Source organism: Pseudonocardia abyssalis (genome assembly GCF_019263705.2).
In the GTDB taxonomy this organism is placed as follows: domain Bacteria; phylum Actinomycetota; class Actinomycetes; order Mycobacteriales; family Pseudonocardiaceae; genus Pseudonocardia; species Pseudonocardia abyssalis.
The window spans coordinates 4,169,026-4,193,965 of record NZ_JADQDK010000001.1 but is presented as its reverse complement, the minus strand read 5'-3'; the positions used below and the strand labels follow the sequence as shown (position 1 = coordinate 4,193,965).

Genomic DNA, 24,940 nt, shown 5'->3' with positions numbered 1-24,940 from the left:
GCGCCGGAACTCATCGCTAGCAGGGGGGCTCCTGCGGGGGAGTGCAGGTGGGTGCGGTGACCGCGGTGGCCGGCGTCGTCGTTGTCGTCGTCGGGCGTGGGGGGAAGAGCACGACCGGGTCCTCGGTCTCGCTGGTCACCGACGCGGCGGTGGTCGGGAGGACCACCGGGGCCGGGGCGGGCGCAGGCGTCGTCGTCACGGGTGCGACCGGCACCGCGGCCCGCGGACGGGTGCGGGCCACGTCGGCGACGACCTGCTCGGCGATCGGATCGGTCGTCGCCGTCGCGGGCACCGTCGGGATCATGGTGGGCGACGGGCGCACGCTCGTGGTGGGGGACGCGGCCGGGCGCGTCCAGTCGCTGTCGGAGTCCCGACCGCCGGCGACCGTGGCGCCGACGACCAGCAGCAGGGCCAGTACGCCGCCGCCGACCAGGTACGGGATGCGGCGGTCGCGCGGGCGGGGGACCGGTGCGAACTGCTGGGCGGGGCGTACGGCGTACATCGCGGTGGTGGCGTCCTCGGTGACGTCGGGCAGCTGCAGCTCGATCTCGAGGTCGCCGTGCGGGCCGTGCGCGACGAGTGCGACGGCGGCGGGGCGCCCGCCGAGGCTCAGCAGATCGTGGACGTGGGGGAGGTAGCGCTCCGCCATGAGCGGGGCCAGCTCACCGACCCGCCACCCGTCGAGGAGCACCTCGACACCGGGCCGGCCGGCGTCGGCACCGAGCGTGATCGGGGCCGGTCGGAGCTCGACGGCCACGCGGCGCGGCTGCTCGTCGCCGAAGGGGGCCCACGGGGCGAGAACGGGCTGGTGGTGCTCCTCGCCGACCACCACGACGGTGTGCGAGGCGTCCAGCAGGGTCAGACCCTGGGTCGAGTTCTCGAACATGGTCCCCTCGATGGAGTAGCGATGATCCCCTTGCTGATCGGCGATCATCGCTCACCGTTACCGATCACCGGTAAGGGTGGCCCCTCTCTAGGCCGAACGGTACTGCTGGGTGGGCTGATCGGTCACTCGTCTGCGGCGAACGCCGCGCCGACACCGAGTGCCGGCCGGGTGATCGTTCCGAGGTGAGTGGGATGGGGGTGCGCCCGACCGCGGGACCCAACTCGCGTCGATCACGCGACCGGCCGCCCCGCGGACGGCCACCACGTGCATCCCGCGCCGACCGGGTGCCCGGTGCGCCGCGGTGATCGGCCGAGCCGCACGTGGTGCCCCCGCGGAAGGCCGTCAGGTGCAGTTCCGTGGCGATCATGTGTGGTCGGAGGGCGTAGCCGTGCTCCGATGCCGGGGCGGCCGGCCCGCCTGCTTGCTTCCGACCTGGGCTGATGGGACTACGGGCCCGTCGCGACGGCCTGCCTGGCTCGCACAAGGCCGTGGAGGTGAGGGGATCAGTCCTCCCCGCAGCCCTGCCCGTCGCCGTCCCGGTCCAAGCCTTCCCGGTAGCCGGGCTGGCCGACCCTGATGGGGGCGGCTCCGGCGGCGCGGACGGCATCGCAGTTCGCGTAGTACGCCTCGGCCGGGGCCGGGGCCGGGGCCGGATCCGGCACGGGCTCGGGCTCCGTGCGGGTCTCCGGGGCGGGTGCGCTGCGCTGTTCGGTCGTCCGCGCCGGCGCTCGGGTGACCTCGGCCGGCCGGACCACCGCCGGTGCGTCGATCTCGTCGACCTCCTCCACCACCACGGGCGCGGTGGTCGGGGCGGGCGTGGGCGTCGCCCGCGTGGTCGCGGGGGCGCCCGTCTGCGTCGTCGACGGGGCCGAGGCGGCGACCGTCGGGACCTCCCCGTCGCGATTGCCGCCGACGGTCGAGCCGATGAGCACCAGCGCCGTCAGCACGCCGGCGCCGACCCACAGCGGGCGCCTGCTGCGCCGCCTGCGCCCGGGGCCCGTGTTGCCGGGGCCGGTCGTGTCGGGGCCCGGCCACCCACCGGAACCGGCGTTGCCCGGCCAGCCGCCGGGTGCCGGGGGAGGGGTCGGGCGCGGGGGCACGGGCGGCAGTGCGGCGGTGCCGTCGCCCGCGACCTCCGGCAGGAACAGCGCCATCTCGACGAGCCCGCGCCGGCCGCGCACCACCATCGCCACGCACCCGGGCCGCTCGCGGCGCCGCAGGATCTCGTGCAGGTGCGGCGCGTAGCGCTCCGACATCAGGGCCGTGAGGACGCCGACGCGCCGGCCGTCGAGGCTGACCTCGATCACCTGGCGCCCGCGGGTGCCGGGTGCGAACCCCAGCCCGACGGCGACGCGGCGCGGCCGGCCGTCGGCGCGCGGGGCCCACGGCGCGAGCGCGGCCTGGTGGTGCTCCTCGCCGGTGACGACGACCCTGTGCTCCGGGTCGAGCATCCGCAGACCCTGCGCCGAGTTCTCCACTTTTCTCCCCACGTGACGACAGCCACCGGTAGATCGGGAGAGTGCGCGAGTCGTTACCGAGCGAGTTTGCGGCTGATCACCAGGCGCTGGATCTGGTTGGTCCCCTCGAAGATCTGCATGATCTTCGCCTCGCGCATGTAGCGCTCGACGGGGAAGTCGCGGGTGTAGCCGTAGCCGCCCAGTACCTGCACCGCGTCGGTCGTCACCTTCATCGCCGCGTCGGTGGCGACGAGCTTCGCGACGGACGCCTGACGCCCGTAGTCGCGGCCGGCGTCGCGGCGCCGGGCGGCGTCGAGGTAGGTCGCCCGGGACGAGTCGACGGCGGCGGCCATGTCGGCGAGCAGGAAGCCGAGCCCCTGGTGGTCGATGATCTTCTTGCCGAACGCGCTGCGCTCGTGGGCGTAGTCGACGGCCGCGTCGAGTGCGGACTGTGCGAGCCCGGTGGCGACGGCGGCGATGCCCAGGCGTCCGGAGTCGAGTGCGGAGAACGCGATCGGCAGCCCGTCGCCCTCGTTGCCGATCAGCCGGTCGGCCCCGATGACGGCGCCGTCCCAGTTGGCGGTGACGGTGGGGATCGCGTGCAGCCCCATCTTCTCCTCGGGCTTGCCGAAGCTCAGGCCCTCGGCCTGCCCGGGGGCGAGGAAGCACGAGACGCCGCGCGAGCCCTCGCCGGTGCGGGCGAACAGCGCGTAGAAGTCGACGATGCCGCCGTGGGTGATCCACGCCTTCGTGCCGGTGATCTTGTAGCCGGCGTCGACCTTCTCGGCCTTGCAGGCGAGGGCGGCCGCGTCGGAACCGGCCTGCGGCTCGGAGAGCGAGTAGCCGCCCAGCAGCTCCCCGGCGAGCATCCGCGGCAGCCACTCCTCCTGCTGCGCGGGCGTGCCGAACGAGGCGAGCGGGTGGCACGACAGCCCGTGCACCGACAGGGCGACCGCCACCGCGGCCCAGCGCGCCGCGAACTCCTCCAGTACCTGCAGGTACACCTCGTAGGGCTGCCCGCCGCCGCCGTGCTCCTCCGGGTAGGGGAGGCCGAGCAGCCCCGCCTCGCCGAGCGTCGCGAACAGGCCCTCGGGGTAGGTCTCGGCCCGCTCGTGCTCCTCGACGCGCGTCGCCAGCTCCTTGTCGGCGATGTCGCGGACGAGGGCGAGCAGGTCCTCGGCCTCCTGGGTGGGCAGCAGGCGGTCGACAGCCATGTCGGGCTCCATCGGTACTCGAGCGGGTACGTGAGTACCGGCTAGGGTAGTTGACATGACGCGGGCGCGGGGAGTGTCGCGGCGCACGGCGCTGTTCGACGAGCTCGTCGACCTGTTGCTGGGCGAGGGCTTCGCCCACCTCACCCTCGACGACCTCGCCGCGCGCCTGCGCTGCTCCAAGCGCACCCTCTACACGCTGGCCGGGAGCAAGGAGCAGCTGGTCCGGGCCGCGGTGGTGCACTTCTTCCGTGCCGCGACCGAGCGCGTCGAGGCCGCGGTCACCGCCCGCACCGACCCCGCCCAACAGGTCGACGCCTACCTCCGCGCCGTCGCGACCGAGCTGTCCGCGGCGTCCGCCCGCTTCTTCGACGACGTCGCCGCGTTCCCGCCCGCCGCGGAGGTCTACGAGCGCAACACCCGGGCGGCGGCGCGGCGCGTGCAGCAGCTCGTCGACGCCGGGATGGTCGCCGGGGCGTTCCGGCCGGTGCACGCGGGCTTCGTCGGCGACGTCGTCAGCGCGACGATGGTGCGCATCCAGCAGCGGAAGGTGGCGGCCGGGACGGCGCTGAGCGACGCCGACGCCTACGCCCACCTCGCCGACCTGCTCCTGCACGGCCTCGCCCGCTGACCCCGCGGTCTCGGCGTCAGGCGAGGGGGAGGAGCAGGGCCGCCAGCTCCTCGGGCCGGTTCTCCGGGACCATGTGGGTCGTCGCGATCTCGTGGTAGCGCCACGCGTCCGAGGTGCGGGCGCGGGCGGCGGACGTGTCGAACGCCGACCCGTCCGGATCCTCCGTGGCGCGGATGTAGGTGAGCCCGACGCCCCGCTGCTCGATCGGCAGCGACACCCGGACGGGCTCGGTGAGCGTGCGCATCGGCTGGGCGTGGCGGCGCGGGTTGGAGCGGGCGGCGACGATGGGGTCGTCGAACGTGCGGATCCCCGCGGGCACCGTCGGCGGCGCGTCGGGGGAGTCGTCGCCGAGGCGGCCGCCGGTCAACGAGCGCACGCTGTCACCGTCGTCGGGGACGAAGGCGTCGAGGTAGACCAGGTCGCGGACGCGGTCGGCGATCAGCTCCATCGCCCCGGTGACCACCATGCCGCCGTAGGAGAACCCGAGGAGTACGGCGTCCTCGACGTCGTCGTAGTGCAGGGCGTTGACGACGTCGCGCACGTGCAGCGACAGATCGACGTGCGGGCCGGTCAGGTGGTTGCGCTCGCCGAGCCCGGTGAGGCTGGGCGTGAGCACCTCGTGCCCCTCCGCGGTGAGGAGCCTGCGCACCGCCCGGAAGCCGTACGAGCCGCCCCATGCGCCGTGCACGAGGACGAACGCGGTCATCAGCGGGCGGGCGTGCCCGCGTCCCGCGCTCCGGCCGGGTCGGCCGCACTGCGCGAGGACAGCGGTCCCGTGCTGCGCTTCTGCAGCCACCGGCGGCCGGTGTGCAGCGCCTTGCTGGCGGCGTTCGGCCCGCGGCGGGCCTCGATCAGGTCACCGATCTTGCCGAGCAGGAAGCCCACGAGGGGAGCCCCGACGGCCAGGATCAGCCACATCCGCAGGCGACGCGAGAAGAAGGCCCACATGTTCGTCCACACCCTCACTGCCGGCACCGCCGCCGACTGGTCGCGACGACCCTAGCGGCGCCGTCGGACGGGTGCCTGTCGTGGTCGGCAGTGGTCCACCCATGGGTGACCGCGTGACGTCGACGGGGTGGCGGGTGTCCGATCGCCCCTGGTGGTCCTCCTTCTCGTCGCGGTGGTCCCGACCCTGGTGCTCGGGGTCCTCCTGCGGTGGGTCCCCCGTGCGGTCACGGCGGTGCTGGAGCGCCGTCCGACGCCCGGTCCGTCGCCGGAGCGGGCCGTGGCAGACGTACGCAGGCTGCGCCGGGAGGTCAGCGCGGGGCGCCCGGGCAGCCGCGTGCGGCAGGTCGCGCTGCTGTCCGCCTACGACGAGGTGCTGCTGCAGGTCTGCGGCATCGTCGGGGTGGCGGAACCGCCGCCGGCCGACGCCGCGGAACCCGACCGCGCGCTCACTCGGCTGCTGACCGAGGCGGCGCCCGAGCAGGCCGGGGTCGCACTGGACCCGCCGCGCGGCGGCACGGCTGCAGCGTAATCTTCTCTTTACCATTGCGGGGAACGTCGACAGAACGTCCCGCGTTGGACAGGATGCACGGCATTCATCCAGGGAGGACCCAGGTGCGCACCAGCAGCAATCCGGCGTTCCGCAACCTGCCCAACGGGCAGGGCAACGGCTACGCCACCTTCGACCGCCAGGGCGGCGCGATGAGCGGCGCCTCCGCTTACGCCGACACCCGGGCCTCGCAGGTCGACCCCGGGCGCGCCGGGGGCGGTGAGCGCCCGATCACCATCGACGACGTCGTGATGAAGACCGGCCTGAGCGCGGGTACCGCACTGGTGCTCGGCACGCTCACCGCGGTGTCGGGCCTCTACGCCCTCGCGCTCCCCGCGTTCATCGTCGGCTTCGTCGTGTCCCTCGTCCTGATCTTCAAGCCGCAGTGGTCCGGCGCGCCGTTGGTGCTGCTGTACTCCGCGGCGATGGGCGTGGCGCTCGGCGGCATCTCCGGCGTCTTCAACGACATCTACCCCGGCATCGCGCTCCAGGCGATCGTCGGCACCGCGGGCGTGTTCCTCGGCATGCTGGTCGTCTACAAGACCGGCGCCGTCCGGGTCACCCCGCGGTTCACCAAGTGGCTGATGGGCGCCCTGATCGGCGTCGTCGTGCTCATGCTGTTCAACCTGGTGATGAGCCTGTTCGGCATCAACACCGGGCTGCGCGACGGCGGGCCGCTGGCCATCGGCTTCAGCCTGCTCGTGATCGGTGTGGCGGCGTTCAGCCTGCTGCTCGACTTCGACCAGGCCGACAACGCCATCCGCGGCGGTGCCCCGGCGAAGTTCGCCTGGTACATCGCCTTCGGTCTGATGACCACGCTGGTCTGGCTCTACATCGAGATCCTGCGCCTGCTGAGCTACCTGCGTTCGGACTGACACTCGACCGGCAGCACGACAGCGGCCCCGCACCGATCCGGTGCGGGGCCGCTGTGCGTTCGGGGTGTCAGCTCAGGCGCTCGAGAACCATCGCCATGCCCTGACCGCCACCGACGCACATCGTCTCCAGCCCGATGCTCTTGTCGCGGCTGCGCAGGCCGTTGAGCAGGGTGGTGGTGATGCGGGCGCCGGTCATGCCGAACGGGTGACCGATCGCGATCGCGCCGCCGTGGACGTTGAGCTTGTCCTCCTCGATGCCCAGGTCGCGCGCCGACGGGATGACCTGTGCGGCGAACGCCTCGTTGATCTCGACGAGGTCGATGTCGTCGATCGTCATGCCGGCCAGCTTCAGCGCCCGCTTCGACGCCTCGACCGGGCCCAGGCCCATGATCTCCGGCGACAGCCCGGACACCCCGGTGGAGATGACGCGCGCGAGCGGCGTGAGACCGAGCTCCGCGGCCTTCGTGTCGGACATGATCACCAGTGCGGCGGCGCCGTCGTTGAGCGGGCACGCGTTGCCTGCGGTGATCAGGCCGTCGGGGCGGAACACCGGCTTGAGGCCGCTGATGCCCTCGTAGGTGGTGCCGGCGCGCGGGCCGTCGTCGGTGGAGACGATGGTGCCGTCGGGCAGGGTGACCGGGGTGATCTCGCGGGCGAAGAAGCCGTCGGCGATGGCCTTCTCGGCCAGGTTCTGCGAGCGGACCCCGAAGCGGTCCATGTCCTCCCGGGTGACGCCCTTGGCGCGCGCCAGGTTCTCCGCCGTCTGCCCCATGGAGATGTAGACGTCGGGCACGTCGCCGGTGCCGCGGGGGTCGATCCAGGTGTCGGTGCCGGACTCCGCGGTGGCGACCGTGCGCTTCCCGGCGTCGGCGAACGCCGGGTTCTGGGTGTCCGGCCACGAGTCGGAGTTCCCGGCCTTGAACCGCGACACCGTCTCGACGCCCGCGGAGATGAACACGTCGCCCTCGCCGGCCTTGATGGCGTGCAGCGCCATGCGCGTGGTCTGCAGCGACGACGAGCAGTAGCGGGTGACGGTGGTGCCGGGCATCGTGTCGTAGCCGAGCGCCACGGCGACGACGCGGGCCATGTTGAAGCCCTGCTCCCCGCCGGGCAGGCCGCAGCCGAGCATGAGGTCGTCGACGTCGGTGGGGTCGAGCTCGGGCACCTGCGCCAGCGCCGCCCGGACCATCTGCACGGTCAGGTCGTCGGGACGGATGCCGGCCAGCGATCCCTTGAACGCGCGGCCGATGGGCGAGCGGGCCGCTGCGACGATCACGGCTTCGGGCATCGTCGATCTCCTTGGTGGTGGGGTCGGCTTCCGCAACGAAGGATACTCGCGGGTAACCGGGCTCGACGCGTGTGTGGACGTGACGTGGCCCGCTCTCCGGGGCCCGGCTGTCGATTCCACCGGTCCCCGTTCGTCGTCATGCTGTGCGGCACCCTGCCGCCCGACCCGAACGAGGAGCACGCGATGAAGTACATGCTGCTGATCTACGGACCCGTCGACGGCGACTGGACTCCGGAGGGTGTCGAGGAGGAGATGAACCGGTACCGGGCCTACGAGAAGGCGGTCGCCGAGGCGGGGGTGATGGTCGCGAGCGAGGCGTTGCAGGGCGTCGACACCGCCACCACCGTCGCGGTGGGCGACGGCGGCGAGCGGGTCGTCACCGACGGGCCGTTCGCGGAGACCCGCGAGGTGCTCGGCGGCTACTACCTCCTCGACGTCCCCGACCTCGACGCCGCCATCGACTGGGCCGCCCGCTGCCCCGGCAGTCGGCGCGGGCAGCGGATCGAGGTGCGTCCGGTCCAGGAGTTCGAGGCGCCGTGAGAGACGGTCGGGCGGTCGACCCCGTGGCCGCACACTCCCTGGAGGCGGTGTTCCGGGAGGAGCGGGGCCGGCTGCTCGCCGTGCTCGTCCGGCAGTTCGGGGACCTCGACCTGGCCGAGGAGGTGGCCTCCGACGCCGTCGCGGCGGCGCTGGAGCGCTGGCCGGTCGACGGCGTGCCGTCGAGGCCGGGGGCGTGGCTGCTGACGACGGCCCGGCGCCGCGCCGTCGACGTGCTGCGCCGCGACCGCACCTACGCAGCGAGGCTCGCCGTGCTGCAGGTCGAGGTCGACCGTGCCGGGCCGGTCGCCCCCGTCGACGAGGGCGGCGACGTCCCCGACGAGCGGCTGCGGCTGTTCTTCACCTGCTGCCACCCCGCCCTGGCGGCGGAGGCGCAGACCGCGTTGACGCTGCGCTGCCTGGCCGGGTTGTCCACCCCCGAGGTCGCCCGGGCGTTCCTGCTGCCGACGGCGACCGCGGCCCAGCGGATCGTGCGGGCCAAGAAGAAGATCCGCGACGCGCGCATCCCGTTCCGGGTGCCGGAGGCCCACGAGCTGCCGGACCGGCTCCCCGGCGTGCTGCGCGTGCTCTACCTGATCTTCACCGAGGGCTACGCCGCCAGCTCGGGCGACCACCTGGTGCGCGCCGACCTCGCCGCGGAGGCGATCCGGCTGGCCCGCATCCTGCGCCGGCTCCTGCCGGACGAGCGGGAGATCGACGGCCTGCTCGCACTCATGCTCCTCGTCGACGCCCGGCGTGACGCCCGTACCGGTCCCGACGGCGACCCGGTGCTGCTCGAGGACCAGGACCGGTCGCGGTGGGACCCCGCCGCGATCGGCGAGGGCCGCGAGCTGGTGGTGCGGGCGCTCACCGGCGGCGCGCCGGGCGCCTACGCGCTGCAGGCGGCGATCGCGGCCTGCCATGTCGAGGCCGCCGACGTCGCGACGACGGACTGGCCCCAGATCGTCGCGCTCTACGACGTGCTGACCCGGGTGGCGCCCTCACCGCCGGTCGACCTGAACCGGGCGGTCGCGGTCGCGATGCGGGACGGCCCCGATGCCGGGTTGGTGCTGCTCGACGCACTCGCCGCCGACGCCCGGCTGCGCGGACACCACCTGCTGTCCGCGGCCCGCGCCGACCTCCTGCGCCGGCTGGGCCGCCGCACCGAGGCCGCCGCGGCCTACCGCGCCGCGCTGGACCTGGTCGGCAACGAACCGGAGCGCCGGTTCCTGCGGCGGCGCCTCGCCGAGGTCAGTCCTCCTCCTCGTCCGCCAGGTTCTCCGCGAGCAGCCGGCGGAGCTTCACCATCGCCCGGTGCTGGGTGACCCGGACGGCCCCGGCGGTGGTGCCGAGCAGCCGTGCGACCTCCTCGGCCGGGTACCCCAGCCCGATGCGCAGGTGCAGGATCTCGCGGTGGTTCTCGGGCAGCCGGGCCATCGCCCGGATCATCCGCACGACCTCGGTGGAGAGGATCGCGGCGTGCTCGGGCCCGGGGTCGTCGTCGGCGTTGTCGGGCAGGGTGTCGCTCGGCGTCGAGCGGTCCCGGCCCGACGCCCGGTAGGCGTCCACGATCTTGAAACGGCAGATGCCGAAGATGAAGGCCATGACCGACGTGCCGTCGGGCCGGAACCGCGGCAGCGCGTCGCAGACGGCGAGCAGCACCTCCTGGGCGACGTCGTCCGGGCCCTGCGCGCCGGTGGCCCCGAGCAGCTTGCTGCGGCAGTACCGGATCACCGGCAGCTTGATGCGGCACAGGAACTCCTCCAGTGCGCCCCGGTCGCCCTGCCCGGCGAGCCGGGCGAGGCGTTCGAGCTCGGGATCGTCGTCGCTGTCGTTGTGCTCGCCCGGCTGACCGGACGAGTCGTCGTCCTGCACGGAGTTCCCCTCCTGCGGTACCGCGTACGACAGCTCGCGCCCACGAGACCCGTTCGTGGGTCACCCGTGTGCGGAGCGGTGATGGGGAGCCGTCGGCGCGCAGCGTGAACCGACGCGGAACGGCCCGTTGGGGAGCGCTCGGAGCCTTGTTCCCGGTCGATGTGCCCGTCGGCCGGAGGACCCGTGCGGTGGCGAACAGTAGTCCTCCGACCACTCGCAGCAGCCCCATCGAGGGACAAATCGGCGTAATGCGTCCGGCGTGGTGCGTACGGGTGTTCGCTTTGTGTCCACGGGCCCCGGTAGGTGACCTCCTCCGTGCACCGTCGGTGCGGTGGGGGACGATGGGGGCATGCGCTACGTGGACCATGTCGCCGATCTCGTCGGGAACACCCCACTCGTCCGGCTGGGGGCCGTCGCCGAGGGCATCTCGGCGACGGTGCTGGCCAAGGTGGAGTACTTCAACCCCGGCGGGAGCGTGAAGGACCGCATCGCGCTGCGCATGGTGGAGGCGGCCGAGGCCTCCGGTGAGCTGCGCCCCGGCGGCACGATCGTGGAACCGACCTCGGGCAACACCGGCGTCGGCCTCGCGATGGTCGCCCAGCGCAAGGGCTACTCGTGCATCTTCATCTGCCCGGACAAGGTCAGCGAGGACAAGCGCAACGTCCTGCGGGCCTACGGGGCCGAGGTCGTGGTGTGCCCCACGGCGGTCGAGCCCGACCACCCCGAGTCCTACTACAGCGTCTCCGACCGCCTCGCCCGCGAGACCGAGGGCGGCTGGAAGCCCAACCAGTACGCCAACCAGGCCAACCCCGAGTCGCACTACCTCGGCACCGGCCCGGAGATCTGGGAGCAGACCGACGGGCGGATCACGCACTTCGTGGCGGGCATCGGCACCGGCGGCACCATCAGCGGCACCGGGCGCTACCTCAAGGAGGTCTCCGACGGCCGCGTGCAGATCATCGGGGCCGACCCGGAGGGGTCCGTCTACTCCGGCGGCGGCGGCCGCCCGTACCTGGTCGAGGGCGTCGGCGAGGACTTCTGGCCCACCACCTACGACAAGGACATCTGCGACCGGATCGTCGCGGTGTCCGACGGCGACTCGTTCGACATGACCCGTCGCATGGCCCGCGAGGAGGCGCTGCTGGTCGGTGGCTCGTGCGGGATGGCGACGGTCGCGGCGCTGCAGGTCGCCCGCGAGCTGCCCGAGGACGCCGTCGTCGTGGTCCTGCTGCCCGACGGCGGCCGCGGCTACCTCGGCAAGGTCTTCAACGACGCGTGGATGTCGGGCTACGGCTTCCTCCCGCCCGCGCAGGGCTCCACGGTCGGCGACGTGCTGCGCCGCAAGGACGGTTCGCTGCCCGACCTGGTGCACGCGCACCCGAACGAGACCGTCGCCGACGCGGTGCACTACCTGCGCGAGTTCCACGTCTCGCAGATGCCGGTCGTCCGGGCGGAGCCGCCCGTCATGGCCGCGGAGGTCGCGGGTGCGGTCGTCGAGCGCGACCTGCTCGACGCCCTGTTCACCGGTCGCGCCCAGCTCTCGGACCGTCTCGAGAAGCACATGTCGCCCGCCCTGCCGACGATCGGCGCCGGCGAGGCGCTCGACACCGCGATGGGCGCGTTCTCCACGGCCGACGCGGCACTGGTGCTGGTCGACGGCAAGCCGGCCGGCGTGGTCACCCGCTCCGACGTGCTCGCGTTCCTGGGCTCGGGGGGCTGACCCCGGGCGCACCGATGGTTCCGGGTGCGGGGCGGGTCTCTTCCCGGACGACCCGCCCCGCGTCCCGGAGGACCCGATGCCGAAGACCGGCCGCGCCGCCACCGTCGCCGCCGTCGAGGCCGGGTGCCTCGACCTCGCCGACCTCCTCGACGACCTCGCCGCCGACGAGTGGGCGGTGCGGTCGCTGTGCGGCGGCTGGACCGTGCGCGAGGTCGTCGCCCACCTGACGATCGCCACCCGCTGGACGGTCCGGAGCGCGGTGCGCGGCGTGCTCCGCACCCGCGGCGACCTGGACCGGCACTTCGACGAGGTGGCCCCCGGGCGGGCGGCCGAGTTCGGGCCCGCGGAGTTGGTGGAGCAGCTGCGGGCGACGGCGTCGTCGACCCTGCGGTTTCCCCGGCGCGTCCGTGCACGACCCGCTCGTCGACGTCCTGGTGCACGGGCAGGACACCGCGTGCCCGCTCGGGCGGGGGCGGACGATGCCGGTCGAGCGCGCGGCGCCGGTGCCGGCCACGATCAGGAACAGCCCGTGCTACGGCGGGAGGACGCGTCTCGCCGACGTCCGGCTGGTCGCGACCGGCGCCGACCGGGCGGCGGGGAGGGCCCCGAGCTACGCGGACCCGCCGGTGACCTGCTCCTCGTCGCCACCGGGCGCCCGGTCGGGCCCGACGCGCTCACCGGTCCCGGTGCGGCCGTCGTGGCCGGGCGGATGGCGGGCCGACCCGACCCGGGACTTGCCACGGCGTGATCCGTGCCGCATGGTGTGACCGGTGGTTACATGTAACCGACGGTTACATCTACGGCAGGGAGGCCGCATGACCCGGGTCGACGATCCCGCGGACCTGGTGCTCGTCGCGCGCGACGTGCACTTCGACTGGTCCGACCTGCCGCTGCACTGGATCCCGGGTGAGCCGGTCGGCACGCACGTGCTCAACGTGCTGCACCTGCTGCTGCCCGCGGGCGAGCGGTTCTTCGTCGACCTGTTCACGCAGGCGCTGCCGCGTATCGCCGACGAGGACCTCGCCGACCAGGTGCGCGGGTTCATCGGCCAGGAGGCGATGCACGCCCGGGCCCACGACGAGGTCCTCGACGTGCTGCACGCGGCCGGGATCGACACGCGGCCCTACACCGAGCAGGTCGAGTGGATCTTCGGCTGGCTGCTCGGCGGGCGGTGGGCGGGACACGGGCTCGTCGAACGGCTCGCCGTCGTCGCCGCGATCGAGCACCTGACGTCGGTGCTGGGGGACTGGGTGCTCGGCGCGTCCGCCCTCGACCACGCCGACCCCGTGATGCTCGACCTGCTGCGCTGGCACGGGGCCGAGGAGGTCGAGCACCGCTGCGTCGCGTTCGACACCCTCGTCCACCTCGACGACTCCTATCTGCGCCGCGCCCGCGCGATGCTGCTCGTCGCACCGGTACTCACCTGGCTGTGGGCGCGCGGCGCGCTGTTCCTCACCGAGGCGGACCCGACCTGCCCGCGGCGCGCCCGCTGGAGCGACTGGGTCCGGCTCGGCAGGCGCGGCGTCGTGCCGGACCCGTTCGGCATGGCGTGGCAGGTCGCCCGCTGGTTCCGGCCCGGCTACCACCCGAGCCAGGACGGGTCGACGGCGCGCGCGGTGGCCTACCTCGGCACCTCGCCGGCGGCGAACCGGTGACGGCGCTCGTCCCGTCCGGGACCCGGGTCCCGGCGGTGCCGCGCGACCTGCGCGGGCGCGACCGGCCCGACCGAGCCATGCGCCTGCTCGCCGCCCTCGCAGGCGGGTACCGCGCACTCGCCCGCGGCGACGGGCGCGACCCGGTCCGGGTGGACCGGACGCTGCGGACGGTCGTCGCCGACCGGGCGGTCGTCGCCGACGGGGTGGTCGCGCTGCGGCTCGCCGGGCTCGGCCCGCTCCCGGTCTGGCAGCCCGGCTGCCACCTCGACGTCGAGCTGCCGTCGGGGCGCCGTCGGCAGTACTCGCTGACCGGCGACCCCGCCGACCGGCACTCCTACCGGATCGCGGTGCGGCTCGTCGGTCCCGGGTCTGCGGAGGTGCACGAGCTCCGGCCGGGTGCCCGGGTCGCCGTCCGCGGCCCGCGCAACGCGTTCCCGTTCGTCACGCGGCCGCGCATGCTCTTCGTCGCCGGGGGCATCGGGATCACCCCGATCGCACCGATGGTGCGGGCGGCGGCGCGGTCCGGCGTCGACTGGCACCTGCTCTACACCGGCCGGACGCGCGCGAGCATGCCGTTCCTCGACTCGCTCGGGTCCCCGTCCCGGATCACCGTCCACGCCGACGACGAGCACGGTGTGCCCACCGACCTGCTCGCCCGCGCCGCACCCGGCGGCGCCGTGTACGCCTGCGGCCCGCCCCCGATGCTCGACGCGGTCCGTGCGGCGTTCCCGGCGAGTCCCGCCACCGCGCTGCACGTCGAGCGCTTCTCACCCCCGCCCGTCGTCGGGGGGAGGCCGTTCCGGCTGGTGCTCGCGCGCAGCGGGGCGGTGCTCGACGTCCCGGCCGACCGGACCGCGCTCGACGTCGTCCGCGAGGTCCGCCCCGACGTCGCCTACTCCTGCCGGCAGGGCTTCTGCGGGACCTGCCGCATCGGCGAGCACCTCCTGTGCACCGACCGCCCGGCCGGCGACCGCCTCGTCCTCGATCTGTAGGGAGCCCCATGAAGCAGCTCGTCCGCTCCGGTGACGTGCGGCTCGCCGTCTGGACCCACGGCGACCCGGCGAACCCGACCGTCGTGCTCGTCCACGGCTACCCGGACACGCACGTGGTCTGGGCCGACGTCGTGGAGGAGCTGGTGGACCGGTTCCACGTCGTGACGTTCGACAACCGCGGGGCGGGGGCGTCGGACTGCCCGCCCGGCACCGACCCGTACCGCATCGAGAATCTCGCGGCCGACCTGCGCGCCGTCCTCGACGCGGTGTCGCCGGACGCGCCGGTGCACCTCGCCGGGCACGACTGGGGCGCGATCCTGGCCTGGGAGCTCGTGACCGACCCGTCGGCGGCCGACCGGATCGCCTCGTTCACCTCGGTCGCGGGCGGGTGCCTGGACCACATCGGGCAGTGGATGCGGGGCTGGGCATCGCACCCGCGCGCGTCGGCGGTGCAGCTGCTGCACTCCTGGTACGTCGCGGCGTTCCAGGTACCGGGGCTCGGCGCGCTGCCGTGGCGGCTCGGTCTGGGGTCGCAGTGGGACGCGCTGCTCGCGCGGCTGGAGGGCGTCGCGCCGCGGGAGCGGGTGCGTACCCGCGGGGCCGACGGCGAGATCGGCGTGCGGCTCTACCGCGCGAACGTGCTGCGGCGGCTGACGGACCCGGGGGAGCGGCGCACGACGGTGCCGGTGCAGGTCGTGCACGCCGCCGACGACCACTACGTGCGGCCCGGCATGGCCGCCGACCTCGACCGCTGGGTGCCGCAGCTGTGGCGCCGCAGCATCGCGTCCGGGCACTGGGCGCCGCTGACGCACGGTCCGGTGCTCGCCCGGATGATCACCGAGCTGGCCGACCTGGTGCGCGGGGCGCACGCGGCCCCGGCGCTCACCCGCGTCCGCGACGGCGGCGAGTTCGGGGGCGCGCTCGTGCTGGTCACCGGCGCGGGCAGCGGGATCGGGGCGGCCACCGCGCGGGCGTTCGCGGCGCTGGGGGCCGAGGTCGTGGCCGTCGACATCGACGCGGCCGCCGCGACCCGCACGGCGGAGGAGGTCGGGGGGCACGCGTTCGCCGTCGACGTGTCCGACGAGGCGGGCATGCGCAAGCTCGCCGACGACGTCGTGGCCGCTCACGGGGTGCCGGACGTCGTCGTCAACAACGCGGGGATCGGGCATTCGGGCACGTTCCTCGACACCACCGTCGACGAGTGGCGCCGCGTGCTCGACGTCAACCTCTGGGGCGTGGTGCACGGCTGCCGCGAGTTCGGGGCCCGGCTGGTGGAGCGCGGTGAGGGCGGGCACGTCGTCAACGTCGCGTCCGCCGCGGCGTGGCTGCCCGCGACGGACCTCGCCGCGTACTCGACCAGCAAGGCGGCGGTGGCGATGCTGTCGGACTGCCTGCGCGGGGAGCTCGCCGCGCACGGCGTCGGCGTCTCCACGATCTGTCCGGGCCTGATCGACACGAACATCACCCGGACCAGCACGTTCTCCGGTCTCGACGACGCCGAGCAGGACGCCCGGCGCGCGCACGCCGCATCGGTCTACGGGAAGCGCGACTTCCGCCCGGAGCGGGTGGCGGCCGAGATCGTCGACGCCGTGCGCCGCGACCGCGCCGTCGTGCCGGTGACACCGGAGGCGAAGGTCGTCCGCCTGCTGTCGCGCCTGTCACCCGCGCTGCTGCGCACCCTCGCCGCCGGAGGGCTCGACCGGGGCCGCTGAGGACCGGCGCGTAGCGTTCGGGCCATGCCGGGCTTCTCGACGAACGCCATCCATGCGGGCCAGGAGCCCGATCCCACGACCGGAGCGGTGATCACGCCGATCCACCCGTCGTCGACGTTCGCGCAGGACGGCGTCGGCGGGCTGCGGGCGGGCGGCTACGAGTACTCGCGCTCGGCCAACCCCACCCGCACCGCGCTGCAGGAGTGCCTCGCGGCACTGGAGGGCGGCCGGCACGGGATCGCCTTCGGGTCGGGCATGGGCGCCTCCGACGTCCTGCTGCGCGTGCTGCTCGCGCCCGGCGACCACCTGGTCATCCCGCACGACGCCTACGGCGGCACGTTCCGGCTCGTCGACAAGATCCTCACCGGGTGGGGGGTCGAGTACACCCCGGTCGACCTGGGCGACGTCGCCGCACTGCGGGCCGCGGTCCGGCCCACCACCAAGGCGATCTGGTGCGAGACGCCGACCAACCCGCTGCTCGGCATCGCCGACATCGCCGCGCTGGCGTCGGTGGCCCACGAGGCCGGCGCGCGGCTCGTCGTCGACAACACGTTCGCCTCGCCCTACCTGCAGAACCCCCTCGCCCTCGGTGCCGACGTGGTGCTGCACTCCACGACCAAGTACGTCGGTGGGCACTCCGACGTGGTCGGCGGCGCGCTCGTGACCAGCGACGACGAGCTCGCGGCGAAGGTGCTGTTCACGCAGAACTCGGTGGGTTCGGTCCCCGGCCCGTTCGACGCCTGGCTCACCCTGCGCGGCGTCAAGACGCTCGCGGTGCGCATGGAGCGCCACAGCGACAACGCCGAGCGGGTCGTCGAGCTGCTCGCCGGGCACCCCGCGGTGTCCCGCGTGCTGTACCCGGGCCTGCCCGAGCACCCCGGCCACGAGGTCGCGGCCAAGCAGATGCGGCGCTTCGGCGGGATGGTGTCGTTCACCGTCGCCGGTGGGCGGGAGGCGGCACTGAAGGTGTGCGCGTCGACGCGGCTGTTCACCCTGGCCGAGTCCCTCGGCGGCGTGGAGTCGCTGATCGAGCACCCCGGCGCGATGACGCACGCGTCGGTGGCGGGGTCGGCGCTGGAGGTGCCGGACGACCTGATCCGGCTCTCGGTCGGCATCGAGGACGTCGAGGACCTGCTCGACGACCTGCGGACCGCCCTCGACCCCCTGCGGTAGGCCCCGTGCGCCGGGTCCACCGCAGGCTCCGGACGCTGGCCGTGCTGGAGGCCGTCAACGCGGTGTTCCTGCCGACCGTCCTGCTCACCGCCCTCGGCGCCGACCGAGCGCCGACCGCGGGGCTCGTCGTGGCCGCGGGGGCGCTCGCCGTGTCGCTCGTCGCCGGGTCCCTGTACTGGTCCCGGCGGATGCGGGGGCCGGTGTCGCGCCTGTGGTGCCGCGCCGTCGAGGGGCTGCTCGGGGTGGCGGGGCTGCTCGCCGTCGTCGCCGCGGTGCTCTGCGTCGTCGACCTCGGCACCGGGGACCGGCTGGTGCCGCTCGCCGGGCTGGGGATCGCGCTGTTCACCGCGGCCGAGATCGTCAACTACCGGTTCGTGCAGATCAGCGCCGGTGGCTGGCTGCTCTGGACCAGGGGGAGGGTGCGGCGGCCGCACCTGGCGACCGACCTGCGCCGGACCGCCCGCGCGTGAGGGCGGGTCGTCAGCCCTTGTCCGCGGCCTCGCCGACGACCGGGGCGGGCGGGGGCGGGTCGGCCACCAGCAGGTCGCCCGCCGCGATGCAGCCGCCGACCAGCTCGTACCCGCCGTCGACCTGCGCGAGGTAACCGGGCTCGTCACAGCCGGCGTCGCGCACCGTGGCGACGGCCACGGCGGCCAGGACGGCCGCGGCCAGCAGCGGAGCGAGCATCCGCAGCCGCGTCATCCGTCGTCCTCCCCCGGGGCGCCTTCACGGCAGCCCTACGCCTCCGAGGCTACCGGGTGGTCCGCCGGCAGGCGCTCCGGCAGCCCGAACAGGGTGAACAGGGCGTGGTCGAGGAACGTGGCGACGTCGGTGACGCTCTCGCCCGTGAACGTGAGCACCTGCAGCGCGAACGGAAGGAACGTGCGGTCGTCGCCGCGGAGGTACAGCGCGAAGCCGGGCTGGGCGTTGGCCGCGATCGGCAGCAGCCGGAAGTCTCCGGGGCCGCCGGGGCAGCGGAGCTCCAGGTGCTGCGCCACGTGCGCGCGACCCCGGTACCAGGACTCGAACGGCGGCATCTCCCACGCGACATCGGCGGCGAGCAGGGCGACGATCGCGGTCACGTCCTTCACCTCGAACGCCGCGACGTAGCGGTCGAGCAGCTCGCGCTGCGTGGCCGTGAGCGGCTCGGGCACGTCGTCCGTGGTCGGTGCGACCTCCTGGAGCTGGGCGCGGGCCCGCTGCAACGCGCTGTTGACCGCGGCGACCGATGTCTCCAGCAGCTCCGCCACCTCCGCGGCCTTCCACTGCAGCACCTCGCGCAGCAGCAGCACGGCACGCTGCCGGGCGGGGAGGTGCTGCAGCGCGGCGACGAACGCGAGCCGGACCCCCGCCCGTGCGGCGACGACGGCCGCGGGGTCGGCGCCCGCGTCGGGGCACACGGCGTCGTCGGGTGCGGGCTCCAGCCAGGCGATCTCGGGGTTGTCCCGCAGGGGGTCGTCCGGGTCGGAGCCCGTGCCGTGCAGCCCTGCGGGCATCGGGCGCCGGGTGCGGCCCTCGAGCGCCGTGAGGCACGTGGTGGTGGCGATGCGGTGCAGCCACGTGCGCAACGACGAGCGGCCCTCGAACCGGTCGTAGGCCCGCCAGGCCCGCACCAGCGTCTCCTGCAGCATGTCCTCGGCGTCGTGCACCGACCCGAGCATCCGGTAGCAGTGCGCCAGCAGTTCGCGCCGGTAGGGTGCGGCCAGCTCCAGGAAGTCGTCCCGGGCGGGCCGTTCGATCGTGGTCACGGCGTTCTCCCCTCCACCTGCGGCACAGACTAGAGCCGGGGTCCGACGTTCCCGGGTGCGAGGATGCCGCCATGGCCGCTGCAGAACCCCGCGCCCGGCCGGTGCCCCCCGTCAGCGCGGACGACATCCGCGCCGCCCGGGAGCTGCTGGCCGGCGTCGTCACCACCACCCCCGTCGCCCGGTCGCGGGCGCTCGCCGAACGCTGCGGCGGGCCGGTGTGGCTCAAGTGCGAGAACCTGCAGCGCACCGGGTCGTTCAAGATCCGCGGCGCGTACACGCGCCTGCACCGGCTCGACGCGCGGCAGCGGGCGTCGGGGGTCGTCGCGGCGAGCGCGGGCAACCACGCGCAGGGCGTCGCGCTGGCCGCGCAGATGCTGGGCATCGAGGCCACCGTGTTCATGCCGGTGGGAGCGGCGATCCCGAAGGTCGGGGCCACCCGCGGCTACGGGGCGCACGTGCACCTCGTCGGCGAGACCATCGAGGGTTCCATCGCCGCGGCGATCCAGTTCGCCGAGCGCACCGGTGCGGTGTTCGTCCATCCCTTCGACCACCCGGACATCATCTCCGGCCAGGGCACCGTCGGGCTGGAGATCCTGGAGCAGGTGCCCGACGTCGCGACGGTGCTCGTCTGCACCGGCGGCGGCGGCCTGCTCGGCGGGGTGGCCGCCGTCATCAAGGCGGAGCGGCCCGACGTCCGTGTGGTCGGCGTGCAGGCCGAGGGGGCGGCGGCGTGGCCCGGGTCGATGGCCGCCGGCGCCCCCACGACGCTGCCGTCGATGCGCACGATCGCCGACGGCATCGCGGTCGGGCGGCCGGGAGACCTGACGTTCCCGCAGGTCACGGCACTCGTCGACGAGATCCTGACCGTCGACGAGGACGCCCTGTCCCGCGCGCTGCTGCTGTGCCTGGAGCGCGCGAAGATGCTGGTGGAGCCGGCCGGGGTCGCGGGGGTGGCGGCGCTGATGGAGTACCCCGACCGTTTCACGACGCCGGTGGTCGCGGTGCTCTCCGGCGGCAACGTCGACCCGCTGGTGCTGCTGCACGTGATCCAGCACGGCATGGCGGCCGCGGAGCGCTACCTGTCGCTGCGGGTCCGGATGGCGGACCGGCCGGGCGCGCTGGCCGGAGTGCTCACGCTGATGGGCACGCACGGGGCGAACGTCCTCGACGTGGCGCACACGCGGATCACCGGCGCCCTGGAACTGGGCGACGTGGAGGTCGCGCTCACGCTGGAGACGCGCGGGCCCGCGCACTCCACCGAGCTCCTGGGCGCCCTGCGCGCGGCCGGGCACGTGGCGGTGGACGATGAGGGCCGCCGGATGTAGCGCCGCCGGGCACACCGCTCGGCCACCGGGCACACCGCGAGGGGTGCGCACGGCGACCGCGCGATGTGCCCGGCGGGGCGTCAGGCGCGGAAGGGCTCCGCGGAGACGAGCGAGACCTTCATGCTGCCGCCGTCGGGCAGCGGGTACTCGCGTGTGTCGCCGACGTGGGCGCCGAGCAGGGCCGCGCCGAGCGGCGAGTTCGGCGAGATGACCTCGAGGTCGCCGCGCTTGCCCTCCTCGCGGGAGCCGAGCAGCACCGTCTCGGTGTCGTCGTCGCCGTCGTAGCGGAGCTTGAGGACCATGCCGGGCGCAGCGGTGTCGGAGCTGGTGGGGGCGGTGCCGACCTGGGCGGTGCGCAGCAGTTCCTGCAGCTGCCGGATGCGGCCCTCCTGCTGGCCCTGCTCCTCGCGGGCGGCGTGGTAGCCGCCGTTCTCCTTGAGGTCGCCCTCCTCGCGGCGGGCGTTGATCTCGGCAGCGATGACGGGACGGTTCGCGATGAGCTGGTCCAACTCGCTCTTGAGCCGGTCGTAGGCCTCCTGGGTCAACCAGGTCACCTGGGTGTCCGTCACGGTCATCACTCCTCCAGCCTGTACAGGTCACCACCCCGCGGTCCATGTGGCCGCGGCTCGGGACCCACCCGTCTCGGGCGTTCCCGTCCTCGGTGCTGCCCGGAGTGGCGCCCGGGCGGCCCCTGAGTAAGGAAAAACACGACCCGCCTGCGGGCCGTGTACAGCTCACGGTAACACGGTGTCAGCCGCTCGTCGCAGCTTTTCGTCAAACGGTCGACTGTCCGGAAAGGTTCCCGGTACCCCCGTCGCTGCAGGTCAGCGCGTCCGATCGGGGGTCGTCGTCGATCTAGAGGGGCCGTTCGGGCCCTCTTCGGGCGCCCGCTCGGACCACGGTGAGCGAGCATCCCGGTGACCCGTCGGGAAGGGTATGCCGATCCGGCACGTTGCACCGTCGGAACGGACTCTCCGGCGAAGTGTCGGGGGGTTCTGCCACGATCGTCCCCAGCACTCCTCCTGACCCGGAAGGACCACGGCCGAGCTCATGTCGCTGCGACTGATGACGGTGCACGCCCACCCCGACGACGAGTCGAGCAAGGGCGCCGCCAGCTCCGCCCGCTACGTCTCCGAGGGCCACGAGGTGATGGTCGTGACCTGCACGGGAGGCGAGCGCGGCAGCATCCTCAACCCCGCGATGGACCGCCCCGAGGTGATCGCCGACCTGCCCGCGGTCCGCCGCGCCGAGATGGCGCGGGCCGCCGAGATCCTCGGTGTGCAGCACCGCTGGCTCGGCTTCGTCGACTCCGGCCTCCCCGAGGGCGACCCGCTCCCGCCGCTGCCCGAGGGCTGCTTCGCGCTGGAGGACCTCGACGTCGCCACGCGCCCACTGGTCGCGCTGATCCGCGAGTTCCGCCCGCACGTGATCGTCACCTACGACGAGAACGGCGGCTACCCGCACCCCGACCACATCAAGACCCACGAGATCTCGATCGCCGCGTGGGACGCCGCGGGCGACCCGAGCGCCTTCCCGGGCACCGGTGAGCCGTGGGAGCCGCAGAAGCTCTACTACTCGCACGGGTTCTCCAAGGCCCGCCTGCTCGCCTTCCAGGAGGCGATGGAGGCGCGGGGCATGGAGTCGCCGTACAAGGAGTGGCTGGAGAACTGGTCCGATCGGCCCGACCCGGGCCTGCGGGTCACCACCCGCGTTCCGTGCGCCGACTGGTTCCCCCAGCGGGACCAGGCCCTCATCGCCCACGCCACGCAGATCGACCCCACCAGCCGCTGGTTCCTGGTGCCGCCCGACATCCAGCGCGAGGTCTGGCCCACGGAGGACTACGAGCTCGTGCGCTCCGCGGTCGACGCGCCCACCCCGGAGGACGACCTTTTCGCGGGCGTCGAGGCCGAGGTGGCGGTGCGGCGGGCCGGCTGATCGGCACGTAGGGTCGAGGGGTGAACGACGTGCTGGTCGACCTGGGTGCGGTGCCGGTGACGGAGGCCGTCTCCTCCGTCGTGGTCCCGAGGCAGGGTGGGGCCGAGCCACCGCCGGGGGAGCCGGAGTTCGGCAAGGCGTCGCCGGTGGCGCTCGTGGTCATCCTGCTGCTCGGTCTGGCCACGGCGTTCCTCATCCGGTCGATGACCAGGCACCTGAAGAAGGTGCCGGCGTCGTTCGACCCGCAGCCGTCCGAGCAGGAGCCCACCGACGGGGATGCCGCGGGGCCGAAGCAGCCCTGACGGGTCGGCGCACTGGAAGACTGGGCTCCATGCCCAACCGGCTCTCCCACGCCACCAGCCCGTACCTCCAGCAGCACGCCGACAACCCGATCGACTGGTACCCGTGGGGCTCGGAGGCCTTCGACGAGGCCGCCCGCCGCGACGTCCCCATCCTGCTGTCCGTCGGGTACGCGGCGTGCCACTGGTGCCACGTCATGGCGCACGAGTCGTTCGAGGACGCGGAGACCGCGGCGCAGGTCAACGCCGGATTCGTGGCGATCAAGGTCGACCGCGAGGAACGCCCCGACATCGACGCCGTCTACATGGCCGCCACCCAGGCCATGACCGGGCAGGGCGGCTGGCCGATGACCTGCTTCCTCACCCCGGTGGGCGAGCCGTTCCACTGCGGCACCTACTACCCGCCCACGCCGCGCCAGGGGATGCCCGCGTTCCGTCAGCTCCTCACGGCCGTCACGACGGCCTGGACCGAGGACGGCGATCGGGTGCGCACCTCGGCGGGGCAGATCGCGGCGCAGCTCGCCGACGGGGCGGCCGCGGCGCTGCCGCCCGCGCCGGTCGACGCCGGCACGCTCGACGACGCCGCGGCGACGCTCGGCACCGGTTTCGACGCCACCCACGGCGGGTTCGGCGGGGCGCCCAAGTTCCCGCCGTCGATGGCGCTCGAGTTCCTGGTGCGCCACCACGAGCGCACCGGCTCGGTCGACGCGCTGGCCCAGGCGTCGGTCACCGCCGAGCGGATGGCCCGCGGCGGCCTGTACGACCAGCTCGCGGGCGGGTTCGCGCGCTACAGCGTCGATGCGCGGTGGGTCGTGCCGCACTTCGAGAAGATGCTCTACGACAACGCGCTGCTGCTCCGGGTCTACGCGCACCTCGCGCGGCTGCCGGACGCGGATCCGCTGTTCGGGCGGGTCGCCGCCGAGACCGCCGGGTTCCTGCTGGCCGACCTGCGCACCCCCGAGGGCGGGTTCGCCGCCGCGCTCGACGCCGACACCGACGGCGTCGAGGGCCTCACCTACGCCTGGACCCCCGTCCAGCTGCGCGAGGTCCTCGGCGACGACGACGGCGTCTGGGCGGCCGACCTGCTCGCGGTGACGGACTCCGGCACGTTCGAGCACGGCTCGTCGACGCTGCAACTGCCCGCCGACCCCGACGACCCGGCCCGCTGGGCCCGCCTCCGCACCGTCCTGCTCGCCGCCCGGTCGGAGCGGCCGCAGCCCGCGCGCGACGACAAGGTCGTCACGGCCTGGAACGGCATGGCGATCCAGGCCCTCGCCGAGGCCGGGGCCGCCCTCGGGCACCCGGAGTGGATCGACGCGGCGGCCGAGGCGGCCGAGCTGCTGCTCTCGCGCCACGTCGTCGACGGGCGGGTACGCCGGTCCTCGCGGGCCGGTGCGGTCGGCGCGGCGGCCGGTGTGCTGGAGGACCATGCCGTCCTGGCCGATGCCCTGCTGGCCCTGCACCAGGCCACCGGCGCGCCGCGCTGGCTCGACGCCGCCACCGGCCTGCTCGACCTGGCGCTGCAGCGCTTCTCCGGCGAGGAGCCCGGCGCGTTCTTCGACACCGCCGACGACGCCGAGGAGCTGCTGCACCGCCCGCGCGAGCTCACCGACAACGCGTCGCCCTGTGGCAGCTCCGCGCTGACGTCGGCGCTGGTCACGGCGTCGGTCTTGGTCGCGGACGGGGGGCGTTACCGCGACGCGGCGGAGGCCGCGCTGCGCTCGGTGGGCACGCTCGCGTCGAAGCACCCGCGGTTCGCGGGGCACTGGCTCACCGTCGCCGAGGCGGTGGCGCGGGGGCCTCTGCAGGTGGCCGTCGCGGGTCCGGACGACCCGGGCCGCGCGGCCCTGGTCGCCCACGCCCGCCGGATCGCCGCGGGCGGCACCGTCGTCGTGGCGGGGGAGCCGGACGCCGCCGGGGTGCCGCTGCTCGCCGACCGCCCGCTGGTCGACGGGGCCGCCGCGGCCTACGTGTGCCGCGGGTTCGTCTGCGACCGCCCGGTCACGACGACCGCGGAACTCACCGCGGCCCTCCTGCTCCGCCCCTGACGCGGCGTTCGCTCGCGGCGAACCGTGCTGACGGGCGAGTGCTTCGGTGTAACGTCGTAATCACAGCTACACCGTGAT

26 protein-coding genes are annotated in these 24,940 nt (G+C 74.1%); 16 read left to right on the top strand and 10 right to left on the bottom strand.

The window, feature by feature from the left end:
• Positions 1 to 16: 16 nt before the first annotated feature.
• The 3 genes from I4I81_RS20295 to I4I81_RS20285 all read right to left on the bottom strand — a co-directional run bounded on the left by I4I81_RS20295 (position 17) and on the right by I4I81_RS20285 (position 3,557).
• Positions 17 to 886 carry a hypothetical protein gene (locus I4I81_RS20295; protein ID WP_218616261.1) on the bottom strand — a complete coding sequence of 290 codons (870 nt, stop codon included), beginning with the start codon at positions 884 to 886 and terminating at the stop codon, positions 17 to 19.
• 503 nt (positions 887 to 1,389) lie between these two features.
• A complete protein-coding gene (locus tag I4I81_RS20290) occupies positions 1,390 to 2,364 on the bottom strand; it encodes an excalibur calcium-binding domain-containing protein (protein ID WP_226363477.1) in 975 nt (324 codons plus the stop codon).
• Positions 2,365 to 2,417: 53 nt separating this feature from the next.
• Complete coding sequence (locus I4I81_RS20285) at positions 2,418 to 3,557, bottom strand: acyl-CoA dehydrogenase family protein (protein ID WP_218602934.1); 1,140 nt, start codon at positions 3,555 to 3,557, stop codon at positions 2,418 to 2,420.
• Positions 3,558 to 3,612: 55 nt separating this feature from the next.
• Here I4I81_RS20285 and I4I81_RS20280 point away from each other — a divergent pair, with 55 nt between their 5' ends.
• Positions 3,613 to 4,185, top strand: a complete 573-nt coding sequence (locus I4I81_RS20280; protein ID WP_218602933.1) for a TetR/AcrR family transcriptional regulator — start codon at positions 3,613 to 3,615, stop codon at positions 4,183 to 4,185.
• A gap of 16 nt (positions 4,186 to 4,201) precedes the next feature.
• Here the strand turns inward: I4I81_RS20280 and I4I81_RS20275 are convergent, their stop codons facing one another.
• A complete protein-coding gene (locus tag I4I81_RS20275; RefSeq protein ID WP_218602932.1) occupies positions 4,202 to 4,891 on the bottom strand; it encodes an alpha/beta hydrolase in 690 nt (229 codons plus the stop codon).
• A complete protein-coding gene (locus tag I4I81_RS20270) occupies positions 4,891 to 5,151 on the bottom strand; it encodes a hypothetical protein (protein WP_218602931.1) in 261 nt (86 codons plus the stop codon). The genes I4I81_RS20275 and I4I81_RS20270 overlap by 1 nt, the downstream gene beginning before the upstream one ends.
• A gap of 133 nt (positions 5,152 to 5,284) precedes the next feature.
• Here I4I81_RS20270 and I4I81_RS20265 point away from each other — a divergent pair, with 133 nt between their 5' ends.
• Positions 5,285 to 5,662, top strand: a complete 378-nt coding sequence (locus tag I4I81_RS20265) for a hypothetical protein (protein ID WP_218602930.1) — start codon at positions 5,285 to 5,287, stop codon at positions 5,660 to 5,662.
• A gap of 83 nt (positions 5,663 to 5,745) precedes the next feature.
• On the top strand, positions 5,746 to 6,555 hold the full coding sequence (locus I4I81_RS20260; protein WP_218602929.1) for a Bax inhibitor-1/YccA family protein: 810 nt from the start codon (positions 5,746 to 5,748) through the stop codon (positions 6,553 to 6,555).
• A 67-nt stretch (positions 6,556 to 6,622) separates the two neighbouring features.
• Here I4I81_RS20260 and I4I81_RS20255 read toward each other — a convergent pair whose 3' ends face one another.
• A complete protein-coding gene (locus I4I81_RS20255; protein WP_218602928.1) occupies positions 6,623 to 7,843 on the bottom strand; it encodes an acetyl-CoA C-acetyltransferase in 1,221 nt (406 codons plus the stop codon).
• Positions 7,844 to 7,927: 84 nt separating this feature from the next.
• Between I4I81_RS20255 and I4I81_RS20250 the strand changes: the two genes are divergently transcribed.
• Both I4I81_RS20250 and I4I81_RS20245 read left to right on the top strand, forming a co-directional pair.
• The gene (locus tag I4I81_RS20250; RefSeq protein ID WP_443690146.1) at positions 7,928 to 8,383 is read left to right on the top strand and encodes a YciI family protein; all 456 of its coding nucleotides are present in this window, start codon (positions 7,928 to 7,930) and stop codon (positions 8,381 to 8,383) included.
• A 23-nt stretch (positions 8,384 to 8,406) separates the two neighbouring features.
• Positions 8,407 to 9,705 carry an RNA polymerase sigma factor gene (locus I4I81_RS20245; protein ID WP_226363476.1) on the top strand — a complete coding sequence of 433 codons (1,299 nt, stop codon included), beginning with the start codon at positions 8,407 to 8,409 and terminating at the stop codon, positions 9,703 to 9,705.
• Here I4I81_RS20245 and I4I81_RS20240 read toward each other — a convergent pair.
• Positions 9,632 to 10,255 (bottom strand): sigma-70 family RNA polymerase sigma factor, encoded by a 624-nt coding sequence (locus I4I81_RS20240; RefSeq protein WP_218602927.1) that lies wholly within the window; start codon positions 10,253 to 10,255, stop codon positions 9,632 to 9,634. The two genes, I4I81_RS20245 and I4I81_RS20240, sit on opposite strands and share 74 nt — an antisense overlap.
• A 349-nt stretch (positions 10,256 to 10,604) precedes the next feature.
• Here I4I81_RS20240 and I4I81_RS20235 point away from each other — a divergent pair, with 349 nt between their 5' ends.
• The 7 genes from I4I81_RS20235 to I4I81_RS20205 all read left to right on the top strand — a co-directional run bounded on the left by I4I81_RS20235 (position 10,605) and on the right by I4I81_RS20205 (position 17,977).
• A complete protein-coding gene (locus I4I81_RS20235; RefSeq protein WP_218602926.1) occupies positions 10,605 to 11,975 on the top strand; it encodes a cystathionine beta-synthase in 1,371 nt (456 codons plus the stop codon).
• A 76-nt stretch (positions 11,976 to 12,051) separates the two neighbouring features.
• Positions 12,052 to 12,723 carry a maleylpyruvate isomerase family mycothiol-dependent enzyme gene (locus tag I4I81_RS20230; RefSeq protein WP_218602925.1) on the top strand — a complete coding sequence of 224 codons (672 nt, stop codon included), beginning with the start codon at positions 12,052 to 12,054 and terminating at the stop codon, positions 12,721 to 12,723.
• A 67-nt stretch (positions 12,724 to 12,790) separates the two neighbouring features.
• Positions 12,791 to 13,630 (top strand): metal-dependent hydrolase, encoded by an 840-nt coding sequence (locus tag I4I81_RS20225; protein WP_218602924.1) that lies wholly within the window; start codon positions 12,791 to 12,793, stop codon positions 13,628 to 13,630.
• Positions 13,631 to 14,085: 455 nt separating this feature from the next.
• Positions 14,086 to 14,622 carry a flavin reductase family protein gene (locus I4I81_RS31765; protein WP_443690147.1) on the top strand — a complete coding sequence of 179 codons (537 nt, stop codon included), beginning with the start codon at positions 14,086 to 14,088 and terminating at the stop codon, positions 14,620 to 14,622.
• A gap of 8 nt (positions 14,623 to 14,630) precedes the next feature.
• On the top strand, positions 14,631 to 16,334 hold the full coding sequence (locus I4I81_RS20215) for an SDR family oxidoreductase (protein WP_218602923.1): 1,704 nt from the start codon (positions 14,631 to 14,633) through the stop codon (positions 16,332 to 16,334).
• A 24-nt stretch (positions 16,335 to 16,358) separates the two neighbouring features.
• Positions 16,359 to 17,507 carry a cystathionine gamma-synthase gene (locus I4I81_RS20210; protein WP_218602922.1) on the top strand — a complete coding sequence of 383 codons (1,149 nt, stop codon included), beginning with the start codon at positions 16,359 to 16,361 and terminating at the stop codon, positions 17,505 to 17,507.
• A 5-nt stretch (positions 17,508 to 17,512) separates the two neighbouring features.
• The gene (locus tag I4I81_RS20205; protein ID WP_218616260.1) at positions 17,513 to 17,977 is read left to right on the top strand and encodes a hypothetical protein; all 465 of its coding nucleotides are present in this window, start codon (positions 17,513 to 17,515) and stop codon (positions 17,975 to 17,977) included.
• 10 nt (positions 17,978 to 17,987) lie between these two features.
• Here I4I81_RS20205 and I4I81_RS20200 read toward each other — a convergent pair whose 3' ends face one another.
• Complete coding sequence (locus I4I81_RS20200) at positions 17,988 to 18,209, bottom strand: hypothetical protein (protein WP_218616259.1); 222 nt, start codon at positions 18,207 to 18,209, stop codon at positions 17,988 to 17,990.
• A gap of 35 nt (positions 18,210 to 18,244) precedes the next feature.
• Positions 18,245 to 19,255 carry a sigma-70 family RNA polymerase sigma factor gene (locus tag I4I81_RS20195; RefSeq protein ID WP_226363474.1) on the bottom strand — a complete coding sequence of 337 codons (1,011 nt, stop codon included), beginning with the start codon at positions 19,253 to 19,255 and terminating at the stop codon, positions 18,245 to 18,247.
• A 71-nt stretch (positions 19,256 to 19,326) separates the two neighbouring features.
• Here I4I81_RS20195 and ilvA point away from each other — a divergent pair, with 71 nt between their 5' ends.
• The gene (gene ilvA / locus I4I81_RS20190) at positions 19,327 to 20,580 is read left to right on the top strand and encodes a threonine ammonia-lyase (RefSeq protein ID WP_218605202.1); all 1,254 of its coding nucleotides are present in this window, start codon (positions 19,327 to 19,329) and stop codon (positions 20,578 to 20,580) included.
• Positions 20,581 to 20,660: 80 nt separating this feature from the next.
• On the opposite strand, the gene greA is transcribed toward ilvA, so the two are convergent.
• The gene (gene greA, locus I4I81_RS20185; protein WP_218605203.1) at positions 20,661 to 21,155 is read right to left on the bottom strand and encodes a transcription elongation factor GreA; all 495 of its coding nucleotides are present in this window, start codon (positions 21,153 to 21,155) and stop codon (positions 20,661 to 20,663) included.
• Between the two features lie 475 nt (positions 21,156 to 21,630).
• Here greA and mca point away from each other — a divergent pair, with 475 nt between their 5' ends.
• The 3 genes from mca to I4I81_RS20170 are packed head-to-tail and all read left to right on the top strand — an operon-like array spanning position 21,631 to position 24,862.
• Entirely contained in the window at positions 21,631 to 22,515 is an 885-nt protein-coding gene (gene mca, locus I4I81_RS20180) for a mycothiol conjugate amidase Mca (protein WP_218605204.1), read from the top strand.
• A gap of 20 nt (positions 22,516 to 22,535) precedes the next feature.
• On the top strand, positions 22,536 to 22,817 hold the full coding sequence (locus tag I4I81_RS20175; protein WP_218605205.1) for a hypothetical protein: 282 nt from the start codon (positions 22,536 to 22,538) through the stop codon (positions 22,815 to 22,817).
• Positions 22,818 to 22,846: 29 nt separating this feature from the next.
• Positions 22,847 to 24,862, top strand: coding sequence for a thioredoxin domain-containing protein (locus I4I81_RS20170; protein ID WP_218605206.1), 2,016 nt, complete (start codon positions 22,847 to 22,849; stop codon positions 24,860 to 24,862).
• Positions 24,863 to 24,940: the final 78 nt, after the last annotated feature.

Excerpts from the sequence above, each read along its gene's own strand:
- I4I81_RS20280 (WP_218602933.1), top strand. The coding sequence starts at position 3,613 with ATGACGCGGGCGCGGGGAGTGTCGCGGCGCACGGCGCTGTTCGACGAG.
- mca (WP_218605204.1), top strand. The coding sequence starts at position 21,631 with ATGTCGCTGCGACTGATGACGGTGCACGCCCACCCCGACGACGAGTCG.
- I4I81_RS20255 (WP_218602928.1), bottom strand. The coding sequence starts at position 7,843 with ATGCCCGAAGCCGTGATCGTCGCAGCGGCCCGCTCGCCCATCGGCCGC.
- I4I81_RS20210 (WP_218602922.1), top strand. The coding sequence starts at position 16,359 with ATGCCGGGCTTCTCGACGAACGCCATCCATGCGGGCCAGGAGCCCGAT.
- I4I81_RS20285 (WP_218602934.1), bottom strand. The coding sequence starts at position 3,557 with ATGGCTGTCGACCGCCTGCTGCCCACCCAGGAGGCCGAGGACCTGCTC.
- I4I81_RS20230 (WP_218602925.1), top strand. The coding sequence starts at position 12,052 with ATGCCGAAGACCGGCCGCGCCGCCACCGTCGCCGCCGTCGAGGCCGGG.
- I4I81_RS20215 (WP_218602923.1), top strand. The coding sequence starts at position 14,631 with ATGAAGCAGCTCGTCCGCTCCGGTGACGTGCGGCTCGCCGTCTGGACC.
- I4I81_RS20295 (WP_218616261.1), bottom strand. The coding sequence starts at position 886 with ATGTTCGAGAACTCGACCCAGGGTCTGACCCTGCTGGACGCCTCGCAC.
- I4I81_RS20170 (WP_218605206.1), top strand. The coding sequence starts at position 22,847 with ATGCCCAACCGGCTCTCCCACGCCACCAGCCCGTACCTCCAGCAGCAC.
- I4I81_RS31765 (WP_443690147.1), top strand. The coding sequence starts at position 14,086 with ATGCTCTTCGTCGCCGGGGGCATCGGGATCACCCCGATCGCACCGATG.
- I4I81_RS20225 (WP_218602924.1), top strand. The coding sequence starts at position 12,791 with ATGACCCGGGTCGACGATCCCGCGGACCTGGTGCTCGTCGCGCGCGAC.
- I4I81_RS20275 (WP_218602932.1), bottom strand. The coding sequence starts at position 4,891 with ATGACCGCGTTCGTCCTCGTGCACGGCGCATGGGGCGGCTCGTACGGC.
- I4I81_RS20235 (WP_218602926.1), top strand. The coding sequence starts at position 10,605 with ATGCGCTACGTGGACCATGTCGCCGATCTCGTCGGGAACACCCCACTC.
- greA (WP_218605203.1), bottom strand. The coding sequence starts at position 21,155 with ATGACCGTGACGGACACCCAGGTGACCTGGTTGACCCAGGAGGCCTAC.
- I4I81_RS20200 (WP_218616259.1), bottom strand. The coding sequence starts at position 18,209 with ATGACGCGGCTGCGGATGCTCGCTCCGCTGCTGGCCGCGGCCGTCCTG.
- ilvA (WP_218605202.1), top strand. The coding sequence starts at position 19,327 with ATGGCCGCTGCAGAACCCCGCGCCCGGCCGGTGCCCCCCGTCAGCGCG.